This window comes from Lentzea aerocolonigenes (assembly GCF_000974445.1).
Taxonomy (GTDB): Bacteria; Actinomycetota; Actinomycetes; order Mycobacteriales; family Pseudonocardiaceae; genus Lentzea; species Lentzea aerocolonigenes.
In genome coordinates this window covers 67,787-88,649 of the sequence record NZ_BBOJ01000022.1, presented here as the reverse complement: position 1 = coordinate 88,649, position 20,863 = coordinate 67,787, and the positions used below count along the sequence as shown (strand labels likewise).

Annotated in this window: 23 protein-coding genes; 6 read left to right on the top strand and 17 right to left on the bottom strand. The window is 67.0% G+C overall.

Annotation, left to right across the window (positions count from 1 at the left end; all coding sequences use genetic code 11):
• Window positions 1-2 precede the first annotated feature (2 nt).
• A complete protein-coding gene (locus AOM45_RS36695) occupies window positions 3-938 on the top strand; it encodes an asparaginase (RefSeq protein WP_030469636.1) in 936 nt (311 codons plus the stop codon).
• Window positions 939-942: 4 nt separating this feature from the next.
• Here AOM45_RS36695 and AOM45_RS36690 read toward each other — a convergent pair whose 3' ends face one another.
• Complete coding sequence (locus AOM45_RS36690) at window positions 943-1,302, bottom strand: winged helix-turn-helix transcriptional regulator (RefSeq protein ID WP_051784004.1); 360 nt, start codon at window positions 1,300-1,302, stop codon at window positions 943-945.
• Window positions 1,303-1,366: 64 nt separating this feature from the next.
• On the opposite strand from AOM45_RS36690, the gene AOM45_RS36685 reads away from it, so the two are divergent.
• Genes AOM45_RS36685 through AOM45_RS50065 form a run of 3 tightly spaced genes read left to right on the top strand, consistent with a single transcriptional unit; the run spans window position 1,367 to window position 3,050 of the window.
• Window positions 1,367-2,014, top strand: coding sequence for an NADPH-dependent F420 reductase (locus tag AOM45_RS36685; RefSeq protein ID WP_030469634.1), 648 nt, complete (start codon window positions 1,367-1,369; stop codon window positions 2,012-2,014).
• Window positions 2,015-2,056: 42 nt separating this feature from the next.
• The gene (locus AOM45_RS36680; protein ID WP_030469633.1) at window positions 2,057-2,902 is read left to right on the top strand and encodes a helix-turn-helix domain-containing protein; all 846 of its coding nucleotides are present in this window, start codon (window positions 2,057-2,059) and stop codon (window positions 2,900-2,902) included.
• Window positions 2,877-3,050, top strand: coding sequence for a DUF397 domain-containing protein (locus AOM45_RS50065; protein WP_081902341.1), 174 nt, complete (start codon window positions 2,877-2,879; stop codon window positions 3,048-3,050). The genes AOM45_RS36680 and AOM45_RS50065 overlap by 26 nt, the downstream gene beginning before the upstream one ends.
• Here AOM45_RS50065 and AOM45_RS36675 read toward each other — a convergent pair.
• The 14 genes from AOM45_RS36675 to AOM45_RS36610 form a co-directional block, all read right to left on the bottom strand.
• Complete coding sequence (locus AOM45_RS36675) at window positions 3,037-3,582, bottom strand: radical SAM family protein (RefSeq protein WP_030469632.1); 546 nt, start codon at window positions 3,580-3,582, stop codon at window positions 3,037-3,039. The two genes, AOM45_RS50065 and AOM45_RS36675, sit on opposite strands and share 14 nt — an antisense overlap.
• A gap of 72 nt (window positions 3,583-3,654) precedes the next feature.
• Window positions 3,655-4,308, bottom strand: a complete 654-nt coding sequence (locus AOM45_RS36670; RefSeq protein WP_030469631.1) for a response regulator transcription factor — start codon at window positions 4,306-4,308, stop codon at window positions 3,655-3,657.
• Window positions 4,309-6,183, bottom strand: a complete 1,875-nt coding sequence (locus AOM45_RS53170) for a sensor histidine kinase (RefSeq protein ID WP_030469630.1) — start codon at window positions 6,181-6,183, stop codon at window positions 4,309-4,311.
• On the bottom strand, window positions 6,162-6,386 hold the full coding sequence (locus AOM45_RS36660) for a hypothetical protein (RefSeq protein ID WP_156094032.1): 225 nt from the start codon (window positions 6,384-6,386) through the stop codon (window positions 6,162-6,164). The genes AOM45_RS53170 and AOM45_RS36660 overlap by 22 nt, the downstream gene beginning before the upstream one ends.
• 119 nt (window positions 6,387-6,505) lie before the next feature.
• A complete protein-coding gene (locus AOM45_RS36655; RefSeq protein WP_030469628.1) occupies window positions 6,506-7,495 on the bottom strand; it encodes a zinc-dependent alcohol dehydrogenase family protein in 990 nt (329 codons plus the stop codon).
• Window positions 7,492-8,292: a carbohydrate ABC transporter permease gene (locus AOM45_RS36650; RefSeq protein WP_030469627.1), complete on the bottom strand. Its 801-nt coding sequence runs from the start codon at window positions 8,290-8,292 to the stop codon at window positions 7,492-7,494. Before AOM45_RS36650 ends, AOM45_RS36655 begins: the two co-directional genes overlap by 4 nt.
• A complete protein-coding gene (locus AOM45_RS36645) occupies window positions 8,289-9,227 on the bottom strand; it encodes a carbohydrate ABC transporter permease (protein WP_030469626.1) in 939 nt (312 codons plus the stop codon). The genes AOM45_RS36650 and AOM45_RS36645 overlap by 4 nt, the downstream gene beginning before the upstream one ends.
• 1 nt (window position 9,228) lies before the next feature.
• Window positions 9,229-10,575, bottom strand: coding sequence for an ABC transporter substrate-binding protein (locus AOM45_RS36640; RefSeq protein WP_030469625.1), 1,347 nt, complete (start codon window positions 10,573-10,575; stop codon window positions 9,229-9,231).
• A gap of 91 nt (window positions 10,576-10,666) precedes the next feature.
• Window positions 10,667-11,428 (bottom strand): DeoR/GlpR family DNA-binding transcription regulator, encoded by a 762-nt coding sequence (locus tag AOM45_RS36635; RefSeq protein WP_030469624.1) that lies wholly within the window; start codon window positions 11,426-11,428, stop codon window positions 10,667-10,669.
• Window positions 11,429-11,621: 193 nt separating this feature from the next.
• The gene (locus AOM45_RS36630) at window positions 11,622-13,103 is read right to left on the bottom strand and encodes a glycoside hydrolase family 13 protein (RefSeq protein WP_030469623.1); all 1,482 of its coding nucleotides are present in this window, start codon (window positions 13,101-13,103) and stop codon (window positions 11,622-11,624) included.
• Window positions 13,104-13,114: 11 nt separating this feature from the next.
• Window positions 13,115-13,948 carry a carbohydrate ABC transporter permease gene (locus AOM45_RS36625; RefSeq protein ID WP_030469622.1) on the bottom strand — a complete coding sequence of 278 codons (834 nt, stop codon included), beginning with the start codon at window positions 13,946-13,948 and terminating at the stop codon, window positions 13,115-13,117.
• Window positions 13,945-14,802 (bottom strand): carbohydrate ABC transporter permease, encoded by an 858-nt coding sequence (locus AOM45_RS36620; protein ID WP_030469621.1) that lies wholly within the window; start codon window positions 14,800-14,802, stop codon window positions 13,945-13,947. Before AOM45_RS36620 ends, AOM45_RS36625 begins: the two co-directional genes overlap by 4 nt.
• On the bottom strand, window positions 14,803-16,134 hold the full coding sequence (locus AOM45_RS36615) for an ABC transporter substrate-binding protein (protein ID WP_030469620.1): 1,332 nt from the start codon (window positions 16,132-16,134) through the stop codon (window positions 14,803-14,805).
• Between the two features lie 103 nt (window positions 16,135-16,237).
• A complete protein-coding gene (locus tag AOM45_RS36610) occupies window positions 16,238-17,221 on the bottom strand; it encodes a LacI family DNA-binding transcriptional regulator (RefSeq protein WP_030469619.1) in 984 nt (327 codons plus the stop codon).
• Between the two features lie 126 nt (window positions 17,222-17,347).
• Between AOM45_RS36610 and AOM45_RS36605 the strand changes: the two genes are divergently transcribed.
• Window positions 17,348-18,283: a hypothetical protein gene (locus tag AOM45_RS36605; RefSeq protein ID WP_156094031.1), complete on the top strand. Its 936-nt coding sequence runs from the start codon at window positions 17,348-17,350 to the stop codon at window positions 18,281-18,283.
• Window positions 18,284-18,462: 179 nt separating this feature from the next.
• On the opposite strand, the gene AOM45_RS36600 is transcribed toward AOM45_RS36605, so the two are convergent.
• Together AOM45_RS36600 and AOM45_RS36595 are read right to left on the bottom strand one after the other, a co-directional pair.
• Window positions 18,463-19,599 carry a hypothetical protein gene (locus AOM45_RS36600; protein ID WP_236703958.1) on the bottom strand — a complete coding sequence of 379 codons (1,137 nt, stop codon included), beginning with the start codon at window positions 19,597-19,599 and terminating at the stop codon, window positions 18,463-18,465.
• Between the two features lie 91 nt (window positions 19,600-19,690).
• Window positions 19,691-20,488 (bottom strand): FadR/GntR family transcriptional regulator, encoded by a 798-nt coding sequence (locus tag AOM45_RS36595; RefSeq protein ID WP_030469616.1) that lies wholly within the window; start codon window positions 20,486-20,488, stop codon window positions 19,691-19,693.
• A gap of 157 nt (window positions 20,489-20,645) precedes the next feature.
• Between AOM45_RS36595 and AOM45_RS51960 the strand changes: the two genes are divergently transcribed.
• Complete coding sequence (locus tag AOM45_RS51960; protein ID WP_169774267.1) at window positions 20,646-20,798, top strand: hypothetical protein; 153 nt, start codon at window positions 20,646-20,648, stop codon at window positions 20,796-20,798.
• Window positions 20,799-20,863: the final 65 nt, after the last annotated feature.

Below are 20,863 nucleotides of genomic sequence, written 5' to 3'. Positions count from 1 at the left end.
TCATGGACTCACGGGTGGCGGTGGCATCGCTCGGCGGCACGATCACGATGACCGGCTCCGGCGCGGTGTCACCGACACTCGGCGCGAAGGACCTCGTCGCAGGCCTCGACGTCGGCGAGATCGCCACCCTGGCGACGACTCCCGGCGCCTCGCTCACGTTCCTGACGCTGCTGGAGGCCTTCGACTGGGCCGACGAGCAGGTCTCCCGGGGCGCTGCCGGTGTCGTGATCATTCAGGGCACCGACACCCTTGAAGAGACCGCGTACTTCTTCGACTGCCTGTGGCCGCACGAGGAACCGGTCGTCGTGACCGGCGCGATGCGGCACCCCGGCCTGCCCAGCGCGGACGGCCCGGCCAACCTCGCCGCGGCGGTGGCGGTCGCGGCGGCCCGCAACTCCCGCGGGCGCGGGTCGTTGCTCGTGCTCAACGACGAGATCCACGCCGCTCGCTGGGTTCGCAAGGGGCACAGCAGTCTGCTGAACGCCTTCGAGTCGTTCCCCGGCCCGCTCGGACTCGTCGTCGAGGGCGCACCGCGGTACTTCCACCCCGCGCACCAGCTGCCGGCGTTGTCACGACCTCTGGACGTGCCGGCGGTTCCGCTCATCGAGGCCACTTTGGACGATGACGGCTCGCTCCTCGACTGGCTCAACGTCGGCGGAGTCGTCGTCGCCGCAACGGGTGTCGGACACGTCTCGGCGGGCATGGCCGAAGCGATCTCACGGGCCCGCTTCCCGGTGGTCGTGGCGTCGCGGACCGGTGCGGGCACCACGTTCCGTGCCACCTACGGGTTCACCGGGTCCGAGTCGGACCTGATCGCGCGCGGCGCGGTGATGGCGGGATGGTTGTGCCCGCGCAAGGCTCGTGTGCTGCTGCGGCTCGCTCTGGGCGCGAAGCAGCCGATCGAGGGCGTGTTCGCTGCCCGCGGCGAGATCTTCTGAGCGCTCAGACCGCCGACGGGGTGGTCCGCTCCTGTGCCTCCAGCAGTTCGTCGCCGTGCTCGACGATCCACCGGCCCAGCTCACGCAGTGGACCTTCGACGAGGCTCACGCCCAGCGCGCTCAACCGGTAGTCGACGCGGGCCGGCGCGGCCGGGTCGCTGCGACGTTCGACCAGACCGTTGGCCCGCAGCCGGCGCAGGGTCTCGGTCAGCACCTTGTCGCTGAGACCGCCCAGCGTGAGGAGCAGCTCGGAACGGCGCCGCGGCCCGCCGCGCAGTCCCGCGAGCACGACCGGGTCCCAGGTGTGGGACAACAGGTCCGTGGCCGCGCGCAGCCGGCAGTCCACGAGCAACTCGTCGTTCATGGCGCCATGCTCGCGGGTCCGTTTCCTACCGATCGGTGTGCATCGGCCTTCTACCTTAGCTCTCATGCGAACAGGAATTCTGGGCACGGGCACCCTGGCCGTCGCGCTGGGCACGAGGTGGGTCCGCGCAGGGCACGAGGTGCTGGTGGGCGGTCGCTCACCGGACAAGGCCGCGGCGGCGGCCGCGCGAATGGGGGCGGCGCGGGCCGTCACCCCGGCAGAAGCGGTCGCAGGGCGGGACGCCGTGCTGCTCGCCGTGTCGTGGCACGGGGTCCCGGACGCCCTGCGCAGCGCCGGTGCGGCCGAGGGTTCGCTGGCCGGCACGCCGTTGATCGACCCCACCAACGCGGTCGCCCACGGCGTCGGCGAGCTGCTCACCCCGGACGGCCGGTCGGCGGCCGAACACGTCGCCGGCTGGGCACCGGGTGCCCGAGTGGTCAAGGCGTTCCACGTGTTTCCCGCCGACCAGTGGGACGAGGGCCGCGCGCCGGTGACGGTGGTGCTCGCCGGTGACCACGAGGACGCGCTGCGGATCACCGCTGACCTGGTGCGCGACGTGGGCGCACGGCCGGCGGTGCTCGGAGGGCTGAGGCGTGCCCGGCAGCTCGAAGAAGTCGCCGGGTTCGTCATCGGACTGGCGTTCTCCGGCATCGACCCCGGCTCGGCGGTGCCGAGGACGAACGCGAGCTCGACGCCGTTTTCACCCGAATGAGCCGCTGCCATGGAATGAATCCAAGCCCTAACGTCGAGGGGCATGACCGCGATCATTTCCACCCCGTGCAGCCGGGAACTCGGCGATGAGCTCCGCCGATTGAGGGAGACGAGCACAACGCTCCACGGCCGTGCGATGGCCATCCAGCTGGGCTGGGACCCGAGCAAGGTGTCCGACATCGAGCTCGGCAAGGTGCGGGCGAGTGATGTCGATGTCGTGCAGTACTTGGCGACGTGCGGCAAGGACATCGACTTCATCGACGAGTTCCGACGTCGCTACTACAACGCTTTCGATCTGTACTTCGCGCAGGTTCCGGACAACGTGCGGACACTCGCCATGACCGAGGCGATGGCCACGAAGATCTTCGCCTACAACGTCCTGACCGTGCACGGCCTCATGCAGACGGAGGAATACGCGCGCCAGCTGTTCGTCGACTCCTACATCGAAGCACCGGTGGACATCGAGACGCTTGTCCAAGCGCGCATCGACCGGCAAACGATCATGAGGCGGCCCAATCGGCCGGAATGCGTGTTCTACGTGCACGAATTGGCCTTGCGGCTGCCGATGGGTGATGCGCGTCTTCGTGAAGACCAGTACCTGCGTCTTCTTTTCAACACCCACGTTCTGCGGGTCGTACCCGCGAACGTCTGCGCCTTCCGCTCTCCTGCCACGCTGTATGAGTTCGGCAAGGCTGCTCCGGTCGTGTACAGCGACTCCGACACCGCTCAGATCTGGGCGCAGGACAACGTCGCCGTCGCGCGGGCCAGGCGACTCTTCGAGCGGCTGGATGCCGTCGCCCTAGATGCGGAACAATCGAAGCGCAAGCTGGCGGAGTACGTCAGCGGACTTCGAGAGGACCCTCATGGCGGCGGAACGGACCTGGCGTAAGAGCAGCTACAGCGACGGCGGTGGTCCCGAAAGCTGTGTGGAGGTCTCGCTCGCTCAGGACGCGCTCGTGCGGGACACGAAGAACGCGAGCGGTGACGTTCTCGCGTTCTCCACGACCGCCTGGCGCGCCCTGATCAACTCGCTCTGACGACCGAGGTGTTCGCGGTCTCCACGGTCACCCGCACCGTCTGAGGCGCCAGCGACTGAAGGTACTGCGCGTGGTCGGACCCGATGGTGTCGCTGAACGCGATGAACGCCAGATGCGGCAGCTCGAACGCGGTCGTGGCGCAGAACTCCTCCAGCCGGTCGAACCCGCGCCGGATGCCCGTGGCGTCCAGGCCGAACACCGCGTGCCGGTCGAGCTTGGCGGCACCGATCTCCAGCAGGTGCAGCGCGTGCATGGCGTGGGTGAACGACATCGCGCACACCTCGATGCGCGAGCACGAGACCAGCAGCGTGCGCACCATCGACGGGTGCAGCGACTTGCCGGACGTGCGCAGGACGACGTCGATGCCGGCGGCGCGGAACTGCTCGACGATCTCGAACAGGCCGGGCACGGTGAGCGGTTCGCCCCCGCCCAGCGTCACGGTCTCGGGTCGCATCGAGATGAGCGCTTGCGTGATGTGCAGCATTCGTTCGTGGCTGAGCCGCGCGTGTGCGACGTCCCAGGTGATGTCCATCGGGCCCCCTTTGGCGGATACGCCAATCTCACTGGGGGTGCTGTCCCGCCGTCAGGTGACCGGTGTCCCGACTTAAGAGGGACTTCCCAACCCGGCCTCACGGGCGCGCACGATGGCCTGCGCGCGGTCCGCGACCTGCAGCTTGGTGAAGATCGCGGACACCCGGTTGCGCACGGTCTTGCCCGACAGCGAGAGCCGGTGCGCGATCGAGGTGTTGTCCAGCCCGGACGCCATCAGCTCCAGCACGTCCCGTTCGCGGTCCGTGAGCTGGGGGAACAGCACGGCCTTGGACGACGAGATCGCGGTGAAGTAGCCCATCATCCGTTGCGCGATGGTGGCGCTGAAGATCGCCTCGCCGGCCCCGATCGCCTGCACCGCACGCACGATCTCGTCGTCGTCGGTCGTCTTGACGAGATATCCGCGCGCACCGGCCTTCATCGCCGCGAACACCAGCTCGTCGTCCTCGTGCATCGTCAGCACGAGGACTCCCAACGAAGGCAACGTCTCCAGGATCTGCTTCGCGGCGTCCACGCCACCCAGCACGGGCATGTGCAGGTCCATCACGACGACGTCCGGCTCCAGGTCGAGCACGACCCGCACGGCCGAAAGCCCGTCCGCGGCCTCACCGACCACGGAGAGCCCGTCCTCGCCGTCCAGCAACGCCTTGAGCCCGCGCCGGAACACCGGGTGGTCGTCCGCGATCACGACCCGCGTCACAGCGTCCATTTACTGGGCCTCCAGCGGGATCCTTGCCACCACCCGTGTCCCGTGTGGTTGCGCGGGTCCCACTGTGCACGATCCACCCAGCTCCGCGCAGCGTTCTCGCATCGAGTCGAGGCCCACGCCCGGCTTGGAATCAGCCGAGACCCCGCGTCCGTCGTCCACGATCTCCACCACGAGATCGCCGTCCGCCCGGACGGTGATCACGCACTTCGAGGCGCCCGAATGCCGTGCGGTGTTGGTCAACGCCTCCGCGACGATCCGGTAGGCGGCGACTTCCACTGCCGCGGACAGGCCGTCGATCTGCTCGGCCTCCACCTGAACGGTCAGGTCGCCGTTGAACCGCGCGGCCTCGTCGCGCACGGCCAGCGCCAGTCCCTGGTCGAGGATCGGCGGCCGCAGCCCGTCCACGAGCCTGCGCACCTCGACGGCGGTCGTGTCGACGTCGGCCAGCACCGGGTCCAGCACCTCGCCCAGCGACCGGCGCAACGCCTTGAGCTGCAACCGGATCCCGACCAGCGCGGGCCCAACGCCGTCGTGCAGATCGCGTCGCAACCGCAGCCGTTCTTCTTCGCGCGCACGCACGAGCCGTTCGCGTGCGAGTTGCAGGTCGGCGGTCAGCTTGATCGACTGCGCGGCAGGTGCGGTGGACCGGGCGAGGTCGACGAGGAGACTCAGCTCGCGGTCGCTCAGCCGTTCGTCGGGCGCCCGCGGCTCGACGACGAGATCACCGACCGACGATCCCCGGTACGTCATGGGAAAACGCAGCTGCGGCCACCCGCGGCTGCGTCCGTGCTCGGCCAGCACCGAGCCACCGCGAATCGCCACGTACGGCAGCTTCAACGACTCGGCCACGGTCTGCGCGACCGTCGGCAGCACGTCCTGCGACCGTTCGAGCTTCTCGCTCAAAGTCGACAAAGCGACATAAGGATCGGTGCGCTGACCGAACAGCCACAGGTCGAGCCTGCGTTGCAACCAGCTGCGGATCGGCGCGAACACCAGTCCCGCCGCGACCACACCGATCACCTCGGCGTCGTTCGTGAACAGCTCGCCCGCGCCGACCATCACGCCGAGGTAGACGAGCAGCAGCACGACGGTCAACGAGCCGTAGAGCAACGACCGGTGGATGAGCAGCCCGATGTCGTACAGCCCGTACCGCACGATGGCGATCACCGCAGCAGCAGGGAACGCGAGCACACCGATGATCCACGCGACGTGCCCGTCCGTGGTTTCCACAACGGTCGCCACGACGGCCAGTCCCAGCAACGCGACGGCCCACACGAGCAGCCGGCGTTCGTCTCCTTCGGCCCGGCGCCAGCGCAGGAACAACGACACGACGGCCGCGACCACCGCGATCCCCGCCGCGAGCACCGCGACCAGCGTGATCGTCTTGGCCAGGCCGCCACCGCGGGACTGCCAGAAGCCGGCGGGATCACCCCACGACGCCCAAGCGATCCCGATCGTGCCGGCGACAGCGCTGAACAGCGACGCACCGATCGCGATCCACCAGCGGTTGGTCAACGGCCTGCCGTTCGGGAAGACCAGTGCCACCGCGGGCAACAACGCGTACGTGGGCCACCAGACCCACGCCTCGACCCACCGGGCGGGATGGTCCTCCGGCTGGCCCGCGACCGCGACGGCGACCGCGCCGAACACGCCCATGGCCAGCAGCAACCACCCGACGGCCGACCTGCGGACGTGGCCGATCACCCGCACCCCGAGCAGGGTGCAGGCGAACGCGACCAGCCAGTTCCGCGGATGCGCGACCGCGCCGGTGACCGCTGTGTGCACGACGGCGAAGAGCACACAGGCGGCCACCAACGCGCCGATGACCCGAGCGAGGACGACCTCGCTTCGGGTCAGTCGCTGAGCCAGTGCCACAGGTTGTGGAAGGGCGAGCCTTCGTCCAGCGTGGAGATTCCTCCAGGCCAGCCCTGGAACGTCATGATCCGGTGGCGCAACTCTTCAACGGCCATCGGCTTGGCGGCCTGGTGGGTGTGGTCGAAATCGACGTCCCCAGGCTGCGGGCTCATCGCCCGCGCCTGAAGCTCCGCGTACCACGACAGGAGCTCTTCGTCGGACATGTGCGAAAAGTACGGCGGTACTACCTTCTGCCCGGACTTCGACATGTCAGGAAGGAGTCGCAGGCACTCGCCTGGATACACGAGTGCCCACGAACATTTGCGACTACTTCAAGCCAAGATCACGGCAGCACCTGGATCTTGCGTCCCTTACCCGCCTTGAACTGGTCCAACGCCCCCGCGTAGTCGGTCAGCGGCACCCTGTCACTGATGAAGATCTCCGGATCCAGTACTCCGGTCGCGAACAGGTCCGCCGCCCGTTCGAACGAGTGCAGCACCGCCATCGAGCCGGTGATGGTGATCTCCTGGTTGTAGATCCGGTACGGCTCGATCGTGACCCGCGCGGAGTAGTCGGAGACGCCGAACTGGAGGAACGTGCCGCCCTTCGCGACCCGGCCGAGGCCGTCCTGGATGGCCTTCTCGTTGCCGGTGGCGTCGATGACGACGTCCCAGCCCTCCGGCCGGTCGAGCTCGTCCGCCGACCCCGCCACCGCGGACACACCCAACTTGACCGCGGTCTCCAGCCGTTCCGCGTTGAGGTCCACCACCTCGATCGACGACGCCCCGGTCAGCTTGCCGAGCTGGAGCATCATCAGGCCCATGGTGCCCGAGCCGTAGATCAGCACCCGTGACGCCAGCTGCGTCCGCAGCACGTCGTACCCGCGCACCGCGCACGACAGCGGTTCGATCAACGCCGCGTCCTCGGTCCGCACGTGGTCGGGCAGCTTCACGCAGTTCGCCACCGGCGCGACGGCGAACTCCGCCGCGCCACCGGACGTCGTGACACCGATGGCCGCCCAGCGTTCACACAGGTTGTTCTTGCCGGAACGGCACATCCGGCACTCGTGGCAGTACAGCGACGGGTCGACGGCCACGCGGTCGCCGACCCTCACCTCGTTCACCTGCGACCCGATCTCGACGACGGTGCCCGCGAACTCGTGGCCCGGCACGACCGGCAGGGTGGGAGCGAACTCGCCCTGCAGGATGTGGAGGTCCGTTCCGCAGAGTCCGCAGGCGGCCACGTCGACGATCACTTCACGCGGACCGCAGGCAGGATCGTCCACAGTGGTCACTTCGACGGACCCGACGCCGGTGATCACTGCTGCTTTCACTTGACCGCTCCCAACGAAAGGCCCTGGACCAGCTTGTCCTGGGCGGCGAACCCGGCGATGAGCACCGGCAGAGAGACCACGACCGCCGCGGCGCAGACCTTGGCCAGGAACAGGCCCTGCGACGTGACGAACCCGGTCAGGTACACGGGCGCGGTGCCGGCGACGACACCGGTGAGCACCCGTGCGAAGAGCAGCTCGTTCCAGCTGAAGATGAAGCAGATCAACGCCGTCGCCGCGATGCCCGGCATGGCCACGGGTGCCACGATCCGGCGCAGGATCGTGATCAGCCCGGCGCCGTCGATCGACGCCGCCTCCAGGATCTCGCGCGGCACCTCGGACAGGAACGAGCGCATGAGCCACACCGCGATCGGCAGGTTCATCGAGCAGTACAGCAGCGTCAGGAACGAGATGTTGTCGAGCATCCCGGCGAACTGCGCGATCAGGTAGATCGGCAGCAGCGCCGCGACCACCGGCATCATCTTGGTGGACAGGAAGAAGAACAGGACGTCGGTCCACTTCTCCACCGGCTTGATCGACAACGCGTACGCGGCAGGGATCGCCAGCAGCAGCACGATGATCGTCGACCCGATCGAGGCGCTGAACGAGTTGATCAACGGCGGCCACGCGCCCGCGTCGAAGAACTCGGCGTAGCCGTCGAACGTCAGCGGTGCCGCGAGCGACGGCGGGTTCGTCGCCGCGTCGGACTCGCTGTGCAGCGACGTCAGCACCATCCACGCGACCGGCAGGAAGAACAGGATTCCGCAGAACCAGGCCGCAACGCCCCAGATGCGCCTCATTTCGCCTCCTTGAACAGCGAGGACACCACGCGCAGCGCGAAGGTCGCGATGACGATCGACCCCGCCACCACGATCACGCCGGCCGCGGACGCCTCGCCGTACTCGTGGGCCTGGTAGAAGGTCTGGTAGATCATGTACGGCAGGTTCGCCGTGCCCAGGCCACCGGACGTGATCGTGAAGACCGCGTCGAAGTTCTGCACGATGTAGATCGACCCGAGCAGCCCGCCGAGCTCCAGGTACTGCCGCAGGTGCGGGAACGTCAGGTAGCGGAAGACCTGGAACGGCGACGCGCCGTCGATCCGGGCCGCCTCGACGGGTTCCACGGGTTTGCTCTGCAGGCCCGCCAGCAGGATCAGCATCATGAACGGCGTCCACTGCCACACCAGCGACGCCACCACGGCCGTCATCGGCATGGTGCTGATCCAGTCCGGCTGGGCGTCGAAGCCGAGCCAGTTCAGGACTCCGTTGAACAGGCCGTACTCCGGGTTGTAGAGCACGTGCTTCCAGATCAGCGCGGACGCCACCGGCACCACGAGGAACGGCGCGATGAGCATGGTGCGGACGAACCCGCGACCGGCGAACTTCTTGTCCAGCAACAACGCGAGGCCCAGCCCGAGCAGCAGGCTGATCAGCACCACCGACGCCGTCAGGACGATCGTGTTGACCACCGAGGACCGCAGGTCGGGGTCGGTGAACACGTTCACGTAGTTGTCGATCCCGGCGAACCCGCGCCCGGCCGGGTCGAGCGAGTTCCACTTCATGAACGAGATGACCAGCGTCGCCACGAACGGCAGCTGCGTCACGATGATCAGGAAGATGAGCGCGGGCAGCAGCGGCGCCCGCGTCGCCCACTTCGGATACCGCTTGCGGGGGACGGGAGGCGGCCGGTCGGCGACCGACCGCTTCCCCGTCGAGATGGAGTCGAGGACTGCCATCTCACTGCCCCTTGTACTTCGCGGCGACCTTCTCCGCGAGCCCCTGGGAGTTGTTCAGCGCGTCGTCCACGGACACCGCGCCCGCGATCGCCGAGCTGATCTGCTGCGACACCTGCGTTCCCAGATCGGTGAACTCGGGGATGCCGACGAACTGGATGCCGGGGGCCGGCCGCGGCTGCACACCGGGGTCGTTCGGCTTCGCGCCCTTGATCGCCGCCTCGGCGGCCGCGGCGAACGAACCAGACGACTGCTTGTACTCGGCGCGCTGGTAGGTCGACGAGCGCTTGCCGTCGGGAACCTTGGCCCAGCCGAGGGTCTTGCCGACCAGCTCCTCGTAGCCCTTGCCGGACGCCCACGAGATGAACTTCCAGGCCTGTTCCTGCTTCTTGGACGCCTTCTGGATGCCGAAAGCCCAGGTGTAGAGCCAGCCGGAGGTGTCGGTCTTCACGACCGGTGCCTGCGCGAAGCCGAGCTTGCCCTTGATCGGTGAGTCGTCGGCCTCCAGCAGACCGGCGGCGACCGTGGCGTCGTACCACATCGCGACCTTGCCCTGCGTCATGTTGTTGAGGCACTCGGCGAACCCGGCCTGCGGCGCGCCCGCCTCGCCGTGGTTGCGCACGAGGTCGACGTAGAACTTGGTGGCCTCCTTGAACTCCGGCGCGTTGAGCTGCGCCTGCCAGTCCTTGGTGAACCACGTGCCGCCGAAGGTGTTCACGACCGTCGTGAGCGGCGCCATCACCTGGCCCCAGCCCGGCTGGCCGCGCAGGCAGATGCCGCGGACCTCGGGCGTGGCGACCTTCTGGGCCGCCTCGGCGACCTGCTGCCACGTCGGCTTCTCGGGCAGCGTGACACCCTTGGCGTCGAAGAGGTCCTTGCGGTACATGAGGAACGACGACTCGCCGTAGAACGGCTGCGCGTACACCTTGCCGTCCGCGGCGGTCAGCGACTGCTTGATCGGCGTGAGGATGTCGGCCTGGTCGAACGCGCTGTCCTTGGCCACGAAGTCGTCCATCGCCGCGAGCCAGCCGTTCTTGGCGTACATCGGCGTCTCGTAGTTGGAGATCGTCGCCACGTCGTACTGCCCGGCCTGGCTGGAGAAGTCCTGGCTGATCTTGTCGCGGACGTCGTTCTCCGGCAGCACGGTGAAGTTCACCTTGATGCCGGTCTCCTTGGTGAAGTTGTCCGCGGTCAGCTTCTGCAGGTCCTGCATCTGCGGGTTGTTGACCATCAGGACGTTCACCGAGTCGGAGCCACCCCCACCGCCTCCAGCGCCGGAACAGGCGGAAGCCAGGAGCAGCACAGCGGTGGCGGCCCCGAGTGTGCGAAGGGTTGAGCGGATCGACGACATCGTCTTTCCTTCCGGGGGAATGGTTTCCGGGCGCGCTGAACAAGCCCGCCGGGGGTTCGGGGGTGTGCGTGGGGGTCGGGCTGGAAAGTGCTCAGGCTCTGAGCACTTTGGGCCCGAGCAGGGAGTAGCGGTGGGCCTCGTGCGCGGAGAGGCCGCTGTCGGTGACGATCGCCTCCAGGTCGGCGACCTCGGCGAACCGGTGGAAGCTGGACACGCCGAACTTGGTGTGCACCCCGACGAAGATCTTCCGCCGGGACGAGCCGAGCGCCTTGGCCTTCACCGCGCCGACCGCGGGGTCGGGCGTGGTCAGGCCGTGCTCGCGGGAGATGCCGTTGGCACCGATGTAGGCGAGGTCGATGACCATCTCGCCCAGCATCCTCGTGGTCCAGTGGTCCACAGTGGCCAGTGTGTGACCCCGGACGCGCCCGCCCAGCAGCAGGACGGTGCACGACGGGTGCTCGGACATCGCCGCCGCGGTCGGCAGCGACGCCGTGATGATCGTGAGCGGGTTGGTGGTGGGCAACGCCTCCGCGACGAGCTGCGGTGTGTAGCCCTCGTCGATGAACACGGTCTCGGCGTCGTCGAGCCGTTCGGCGGCGGCCTTCGCGATGCGCCGCTTCTCCGGCACGTGCGACCCGGCGCGGAACCTCAGCCCGGTCTCGAACCCGGCGCTCTCGACCGGGATCGCGCCACCGTGCGTGCGCCGCACCAGGCCGTGCTCGTCGAGCACGCGGAGGTCGCGCCGGACCGTCTCCGGGGCGACGCGCAGTTCGTGCGCCATCTCCACCACGTCGACGCGACCGTCGGCGCGGGCCCTGGCCAGGATCCGCCGTTTGCGTTCCTCGGCTCGCATGTCACCTGCCCACTCGGCTCTGCTGATGCCCGTTCGGGCCGTGCATAGATAAAACACCCACGTCAGGTTGTGGCCGCCACCACAACTCAGTGAGATCCTGCCCGATTTTTGCCCGTTTCACATGACGAAAGCCGCGCCCACCTGGGACGCGGCTTTCGGGCATGCCCGGATCAACATCAAGACTTGCCCGTTTCTAGCCCAACCAGGCAGCCGCGTCACTCGGCAGTTGACCGTTGACCAGCGGAATGCTCGTCAACGCCGGCACGCCCGGCAGGTCGATCGGGGCCCGCGACAGGTTGACGACGCACGTGTGGCCGCCCCGCCTGAACGCCAGCACGTTCTCGCCGAGGTCGAGCCACTCCAGGTCCCCGTCGATCGCACGGCGGCGCGCGAACACCTCGCGGTACAGGCTGAGCATCGATTCAGGATCGTCCGTCTGGGCCGCCACCGAGAACTCCTGCCAGTTCTGCGGCTGCGGCAACCAGCTCGGACCGTCCTCGCCGGACCAGGGGAGTGGCACGCGGCAGCCGTCGCGCCCCCTGTCGGTGAAGCCGGAGCGGTGCCACACCGGGTCCTCGCGCAGCTCGTCCGGCAGGTCCTCGACCTCCCAGAGACCGAGTTCCTCCCCCTGGTAGACGTAGACGCCACCGGGCAGCGCGGCGGTGAGCATGATCGCCGCACGGGCCCGGCGCGTGCCGAGCTCGAAGTCGGTCGGGGCGCCGTGTTGCCTGTCCGCGAAGGAGAATCCGGTCTTCTCGCGGCCGTACCGGGTCACGTGCCGGGTGACGTCGTGGTTGGACAGCACCCAGGTCGGTGGCGCGCCGACGGGTTCGTGCGCGGCGAGCGTGGCGTCGACGACCTGGCGCAGTTCCTGGGCGTTCCAGGGACAGCAGAGGAAGTCGAAGTTGAACGCGGAGTGCATCTCGTCCTGCCGGAGGTACCTCGCGAACCTCTCCGGATCCGGCAGCCACATCTCGCCGACGAGGATGCGTTCGCCGTCGTAGGAGTCGACGATCTTGCGCCACTCGCGGTAGATCTCGTGGACGCCGTCCTGGTCGGAGTATGGCAGGTCGGCGTCGGGCTTGCTGAAGTCCTTGACCAGTCCGTCCGCCACGTCGATGCGGAAGCCGTCGACGCCGCGGTCGAGCCAGAACCGCAGGACGTCCTCGAACTCCTGGTGGACAACAGGGTTCTCCCAGTTGAAGTCCGGCTGCTCGGCGGCGTAGAGGTGCAGGTACCAGCGTCCGTCGTCGAGCTTGCTCCACGCCGGGCCGCCGAACCGCGACTTCCAGTCGTTCGGGATCTCGTCGGAGTCGCGGACGTGGAAGCGGTCCCACAGGCCCCGGGTGAACCACGGGTGCTGGTCGCTGCAGTGGTTGGGGACGAGGTCGATGATGATCCTGATGCCGAGCCCGTGCGCGTCCGCGATGAGCTTCTCGGCGTCGGCGAGCGACCCGAAGACCGGTTCGATGTCGCGGTAGTCCGCCACGTCGTAGCCGCCGTCGGCGAGCGGGCTGGGGTACCACGGGTTGATCCAGATCGCGTCGAAGCCGAGGTTCGCGATGTGCTGGAGCTTGGCGCGGAGGCCGGCCAGGTCCCCGATGCCGTCGCCGTTGCCGTCCGCGAAGCTGCGCAGGTAGACCTGGTAGATGGATGCGTTGCGCCACCAACTCATCTGGTGTCCTTTCAGCCTTTTACGCCGCCCGCGGTGAGCCCCGCGAGGATGTGCCGCTGGAACGCGAGGAACAGCGCGACCATCGGCAGGCTCGCGAGCACGAGGCCCGCGAGCAGGAGGTTGATCGGGGTGTCGGGGGCGAAGCGCTGCAACGCCACGCTGAGCGTCTGCTTCGCCGGGTCCGGGAACACGAGCAGCGGCCAGATGAAGTCCTTCCAGGCCGCGACGACCGCGAAGATCGAGACGACCGCGAGGATGGGCCGTGAGATCGGCAGGACGACGCGGACGAGCGTCGTCCACGTGCTCGCGCCGTCGATCCTGGCCGCTTCGAGGAGCTCTTCCGGGATCTGGTCGAAGAAGCGCTTGAGCAGGTAGACGTTGAGCGCGTTGGCCGCGGCCGGCAGCCAGATGCCCGCGGGGTTGTTGAGCAGGTCGAGGTCGGTGAGCGTGAGGTAGACCGGGACCAGCAGTGCCGTCGCGGGCAGCATCAGCGTGGCGAGCATCAGGCCGAGAACGACGTTGCCGCCCCACGGTTTCAGCTTGCTGAGCGCGTAGGCCGCGGGCACGATCACGGCCATCTGCACGGCCCACGCGCCGATCGCGACGACGAAGGTGTTGAGGAAGAACCGGCCGAGGTCCATGAAGTTCCAGGCGTCGGCGTACGCACCCGGTTCCCACGTCCGCGGCAGGATCGTCGGTGGTTGCTGCGCGAGCTCGGCCGGCGGCTTGAAAGCACCGAGCAGCACCCAGACCAGCGGGAGCAGGAACGCCGCCGTGAACAGGATCAGCGTGAGCGTGAGGACGACCCAGTACGTCTTGCCGGTTCCCCTGGTGAGCGTCCTCATGCGTCGGCCTTCCTGGTGATCTTGAGGTAGAGGAAGGAGAAGACGCCCAGTACCGCGAAGAGGATCAGGCTCAGCGCGCTCGCGGTGCCGAAGTCGTTGTAGTAGAAGGCGTACCGGTAGAGCAGGAGCAGCACGGTGACCGTGGACTCCTCCGGGCCGCCGCCGGTCATGACGAACGGTTCGGTGAAGATCTGCATCGTCGCCACGACCTGGAGCAGCAACAGCATCAGGATCACGAACTTGGTCTGCGGGATCGTGACGTGCCAGATCTTCTTGAACAGCCCGGCGCCGTCCAGGTCCGCGGCCTCGTACAGCTCACCGGGGATCGTCTGCAGCGCGGCCAGGTAGATCAGCGTGGCCGAGCCCATGTTCGCCCACGTGATCACCAGGACGAGGCTGATCATGCTGGTGCTGCTGGAATCGAGCCACTGGGACGTGGGCAGGCCGAGTCCTCTGAGGACGGAGTTGAACAGGCCTGGTCCCGGATCGTAGAACCACTTCCACAGCAACGCCGTCACGACCGGCGGCAACATCACCGGCAGGTAGACCAGCAGCCGGAAGTAGCCCTTGGCGTGCCGCAGTTCGTTGAGCACCACGGCGGTCAGGAACGGGACGCCGAAGCCGATGACCAGTGCCAGGACCGTGAAGTACGCCGTGTTGCGCCACGCCACCGCGAACAGCGGGTCCGCGAAGAGCCGCTCGAAGTTCTCCCAGCCGACCCAGTCGGGGCTCGTGACGAAGTTGACCTGCTGGAAGCTCAGGACCACCCCGCGCACGATCGGCCACCAGGAGAACACCGCGAAGACGACCAGTGCGGCACTCAGAAAGCCGTACGCGGTGACGTGGCGCCGCACTCACTTCACCTGGGCCAGGACGGCGTTGACCTTGGTCTCGGCGTCCTTGAGCAACGCCGCGTGGTCGGCGTCCTTGTTGGTGAGCACGGCCTGCACGACGGTGTCGAGGATCGCGTAGACCTGCTGCGCCTGCGGTGGTTCGAGCGTCCCCTTGGTCTGCTCGGAACCGTCCACATAGGCCTGGAAGTTCTGTACGGGCATGGTGGCGTACTTGCCCTTGAGCTCTTCCTGCTTCTTGCGCGGCTCACCGGTCCAGATGTCGGCGATCGGCGGGATCGGCAGGCCGACGGGCTGGCCGCGGTCCTTGTACTTCTGCAGGTTCGTCTCAAGACGGTCCGGGTTCAGGTACTTCCACTGGATCCACTTGAGGCCGGCCTTGATCTTCTCCGGCGACGCCCCGGGGTTGATCATGTAACCCTCGCCGCCGAGCAGGGTGCCCTGCTGTCCGGGAATCGCCGCCAGCCCGTAGTCGTCGTACTTGCCCTTGAACTGGTTGACGATCGCGGCGACGTTGTCCGGCGCGGCGAGGTACATGCCGAGCTGGCCCGCACCCATCATGTTCTGCACGTCGCCGATCTCCAGGAGCTGCTTCTCGCCCATGGAGTTGTCGTCCCAGCGCATCTCCTTGAGGCGGCGCAGGACTTCCTTGCCCTTGTCGTTGTTGAAGTCGGCCTTGAAGGTGTCGCCGTCCTTGCGCGCGATGTCACCGCCGACGGACTTCATCCACGTGGTGAAGTGCCAGCCGCCCTGGTTGCTCTTGCTGTACTCGGCGAACCCGGTGACGCCGGCGTCCTTGAGCTTCTTGGCCGCTGCCCTGACCTCGTCCCAGGTCTTCGGCGGCGAGTCCGGGTTCAGGCCGGCCTTGGTGAAGTTGGTGCGGCTGTAGAGCAGGCCCATCGTGTAGTTGGCGGTGGGCAGCCCGTAGACCTTGCCGTCGGCGGTGAAGACGTCCTTGAGCTCCTGCTTGAGGTCGCCGTAGTACTTGACGTCCTTGACGTAGCTGGTGAGGTCCGCGGCCTGCTTGCGTGCGATGAGGGCCGCGGGATCCGTGAAGTAGACGTAGAAGACGTCCTCGAGCTGCCCGCCGGCGAGCTTGGCGGAGAACGTCTTCGGGTCCATGAACCCCTCGTGCGGCACGAGGTCGATGTCCTTGTGCTCGTTCTCGAACTCCGCGACGTCCTCGTCGAAGACCTTGCGGTCGAACGCCTGCGTCTGCGGTGGCTGGCCGTTGATGTTGACGACGACCTTGCCGCCCGCCGTGTCGTTCGTGGAACCGCTCCCACAGCCGGCTACGAGGACACAGCCCAACAGCACGGCAGCGGACTTCTTCATGGTGGGGCCGCCCTTCTCGCGAGCGCGTCGATGTGACGGCGACCATAAGTCCCCGTTACATCTGAACGCAATATCCAGACGAAAACTCGCAAGAAGGCGACTGCTACCGAACGGGTGCCGTGGAGGCCCTCACCACCAGTTCCGGCTCGAACAGCAACTCGTCCGGCGCCACGGCGTTGCCGGAGATCTGGTTGGCCAGCAGCTCAACGGCCGCCCGCCCCATGGCCTCAATGGGCTGCCGGACCGTGGTGAGCGGCGGATCAGTGCAGGTCATGAAGGCCGAATCGTCGTACCCGATGATCGACACGTCCCCAGGCACGTCCAGCCCGGCGCGCCGGACGGCCCTGATCGCCCCGAGCGCGAGCGGGTCGCTGGCGCAGATGATCGCCGTGACCCCGCGCTGCACGAGCTTGGTCGCCGCGGCCTGCCCACCTTCCAGGCTGAACATGGTGTGCTCGACATCGGCACCGCCTTGCTTGGTGATGGCCTCGAGCTTCCGCAAACTCGGCACGTGGTCCGGCGGCCCCAACACGGCCCCGATCCGCCGGTGCCCCAACGAGAGCAGATGCCCGTACGCCTGCTCCACGGCCACCGCGTCATCGCACGAAACCCGCGGAAACGCCAGGTCGTCGATCGCGGCGTTGACCAGCACTGCAGGCAGCTTCCTGCTCATCATCTGCTGGTAGTGCCCGTGACTGGCGTCCTTCTGCGCGTAGAGCCCGCCGGCGAACACAATCCCCGAAACGTGCTGCTCGAGCAGGAGTTCCAGGTACTCGGCCTCGGTAACCCCACCAGCCGTCCTGGTGCAGAGCACGGGCGTGAAACCCCTTTGCGCCAGCGCGTTGCCCACCACGTCCGCGAACGCGGGAAAGATCGGGTTCTGCAACTCGGGCAACACGAGCCCGACCAGCCGGGCCCGCTCACCCCTCAGCTGCGTGGGCCGCTCGTATCCCAGCACGTCAAGTGCGGTGAGCACGGCACTGCGCGTGGCGTCCGAGACACCGGGCTTGCCGTTCAGCACCCGGCTGACGGTGGCCTCGCTGACCCCGACCTTGGCCGCGACCTCGGCCAGCCTCCGTTGCGTCATGGCGCAAGTGTACGCAAGTTCTTGCGCTCGCTTGCGTAAGGCAGGCCGAACGGGTGACGGAGCTGCCGGATGTGACCTTGCGCTGCCTACGCTGAACGACCTGTTGATCGAGCTCAAGGACGCGCGATGGCAGATTCAGCCAGGTCGGGCATCTCTCCTGGAGTCGCCGCGTTCGTCTCGGGGGCTGTCTCAGTTCTCCTGACAGTGGCTGGCACGCTGGTCAGCCTGCGAAACGAGGCGACCAAGGAGCAACTGTTCGGCGTCTTGACCTGGGTCATGTACGCGACGGGTGCGGCCACGTTCCTACTGCTGCTTTGGATCGTCAGCACAACGCTGCATCAGCGACTCGACCTGTTGCGTTCGCTACGTGATGTCGATGTGCACGTGTCTCGTCAACTGCGCGTGCGCAGGCGAACCGACAGGTTGGTGGTCAGTTCGGACGGCAGCGGCGCTTATGTCGTGGAACTGGAGGTCGAGGCTGACCGAGACGTCGCGGTCGCCTGGCTGGCGTTCCCGATCTTCTCATCTGCACCGGTCGACGCACCACCGTGGGCGAGCGTGCGTGTCCGGCGTTTGATGATCGACGGCAGGGAATACGACGTTCAGCAGTCCTACATCCGCCGGAGCCGGGCGTTTGTCGAAGGGGAGTTGTTCAAGGACCTGGTGATCGAGGAAGGGGTGGTCCGCATCCCGGTGTCGCTGGAGAAGGGCAAGTCGAAACGCCAGATCAAGCTGGAGATCGACCTGCACCAGAGCATGCCAGCGCTGTTCACCGAGGAGTCGCACTCGATCGACATCTCCTACATCACCGATGAGATTGACGTGTACGTGACCGGCAGTGAAGGTCTTGAGATCTTCCCGTCGCCTCGTGCGGCCCACTTGGTGGAGGCAAGCCAGAACAAGGGCGAACACGGTGACGCACAGGAGTCGATCCTGCAATCGAGCACGTGCCGCCATCGAGACGGAATTCATTGGCGGTCCAGGAACACCAAGCTCGGCTATCGGTACGAGATCAGGTTCGTCGGAAGGCGAGACGTGACCGCTGACCCGGTGTCCAGGTAACCTTTGCTGGCAAAGGGGAGGAGATGCGATGACCTCCGACCGTCCGTTGTCAGGCGATGTCTCAGCTACTGGGGCATGGCCGGTGCCTGGAGTTCCTGCATCCCCAGAACGGCCCCGGCCTCAGGGGGAGCCGGTGCACAAGGTCGACTGGTTCCGCCGTGCGCCAACAGGTGGCACGGTCAATGTCGCGCTTCCCGCCACATCAGAGCCACACCATGACCCGGTAGCAACCACGACCGAACGGTGAGGTCGTCCAGGTCGTCCGCCTTCAGCCACTGCCCGGTCACGGTGTTGGAGCGGAACAGGAACGGCATGATGGAGAACTCGTGCGCGGGGGAGTGGTCATCCACCGTGAGGCCGCGTGCTTCGAAGCGGATCTGCTCCACATAGGACGGATAGGGCGCCTGCCAGTAGCAGAAGCCTTCGTTGGTGCGCTGCAACATGCGTGACGTGACGGTGAGCCCGCGGATCGCTCGCACGAGGTGGTCCTCCGCGATACCGCTGAGATCGCACTCGAAGATGCGCAGATCGCCGAGATGGTTGTGGGGACTTAGTTTCGGCAACGGGCCCATGGCTTCGCGGAAGAAGGTCAGGTAGTTCGACCACTGGTCGAACTTGACCTCGAGCGGCGGGATCTGGCTCGGTGCGGCGGAACGGCTCTTGCCGTCGTGGTCGATGTAGTCGATCGCGATCTGCGTCGAGTGCAGGACGTCGTCGACCGAATCGAGGAAGAGGGACGGGTCGGTGATGTAGTAGAGCTCGAACAGCGGGTAGCGGCAGGCCGCGCTGATCGTGTCGCGCAGTAACACGTTGCTGGTGGCGAAGATGACGAACCGGTCGACGGGGACGTTGTGCCGGAAGCGGTAGCTCTGCGTGGTGATCAGGTGGTACGTCTTGGCGTTGATGCCCTGCAGTTCCAGCTTCACGGTCGTGTTCGTGCTGATCGTCAGATCCTTGCCGTGCGGGCGAAGCCCGTTGCCCCCGAGGACGCCGGAGACGACGTCCTGGTTCGCCTCGTTCGAGCCGTAGATCGAGGACAGGAAGGTCCGTAGCACGTCGCTCGGCAACAGGTGCTCGACGATGCTCGGACCGGAGATCTGGCTCAGTTCGCTGATCAGGCGGCGGTGCAGGAAGAGCTCATACGCGCCGAGCAGAAAGCCGGCGAGCGCGGGCAACGGCCAGAACACGACCAGCACGTCGTGCAGGAGATTGCGCGCGCCAGGTTGCCAGAGGAATGCGACCGCCAGATCTGCGGCGGCCAGGGCGAGCAGCGCGAACGCGACGGCCAGCGCTTGTTTGTGTCTGCGCGCCGCCACCACTCGTCGCCCGCCCCCTCACTTCACCGCTCGTCCCTACATGGTGGGAGTGATGACGGATCAGCGCCAGACCCTTTCGATGCATGCCGTATCAGCGAGACTGCCCCCAGATCGGGTTGTCTGACACCCCCACGTACGTGCTGAGGGTTGCTCTGGGGGCTGTGTCGTCGGTCGCCAAGTCGTTGTAGAGCCCCAGCAGGTGGGTGGTCATGGCGCTCTTCGCGCCCACTTCGTCGTGTCTGCGCAGAAACCAGATGACCTGCTCGTGCTCGTTCGCTGAGCGGTTGTGCACCTCGCGGGAGGGGTGCGCGTGCCGCTTGCAGTCCTGCAGACCGGGCACGAGTGCCTGGTACATCTGCTCCAGCAGTTCGTTGTGCGACGCGCGGATCAGCGCCGAGTGGAACTCCTCGTCCGACTCGATCACCTCCTGCGTGTCCTCCACCGGTGCACGCTGGTAGCGGCGGTTCAACTTGGCCAGTTCGTCCAGCTCACCGTCGTTGGCGCGAACCGCGGCCAGGCTCGTCGCCGTGGTCTCCAGCGCGATTCGCACTTCCAGGAGGTCTGTCTGGGAGAACTGACGTGCAGCCAGCCTGCCCTCGAGGTGCTCCTCGACGGCGGCCAGGTCGGTGCGGCGCACGTACCAGCCAAGGCCGCGACGTACCTCGACGATGCCCTGAAGTTGAAGTCGCTGCAGAGCTGTACGCAGCGACGACCTCGCGACATCCAGTTTGCGGGCCAGTTCCGGCTCGGTGGGGAGGCGATCACCGGCCTTGAGGGTGCCTCCGATGATCTGCTCGCGAAGCTTCTGTTCGATCAGCTCCGGCAGAGGCCGTCGCGAATCTGGCGAGAGCGACCAGCTCTCGCCCAGATGGGAGTCGTCGACGGGCATTGGTTCAGCTTAGGCCTATCGCAGTCTGCTTGCAACTTGTCTGGCAACTAGTCAACGGTTGACAGACAACCAGACAAGCGAGATTCTTTTACCAGGCGAGACGCCCAGGACCGCCCACACCTGGGGGCACGTACTCGCTCAGTCGGGAGGGAACGAGATGTCCGCAGGGAGTGCACTCGGAATTGCAGCCGTCGTCGCAGTTGCCGTCACCGCCATCGGATGGCGGACCGTGCTCACGATGGTCGCCGTCTCGGTGATCGCGCTTGCCGTCGTTGGCTTCGTGAACGTCACCAGCATCATGCTCGGCTGATGAGCAGAACCAGTTGACTCTGGTGCCCCGGTCCGCAGCTGCTCGACGCGGACCGGGGCACCGGT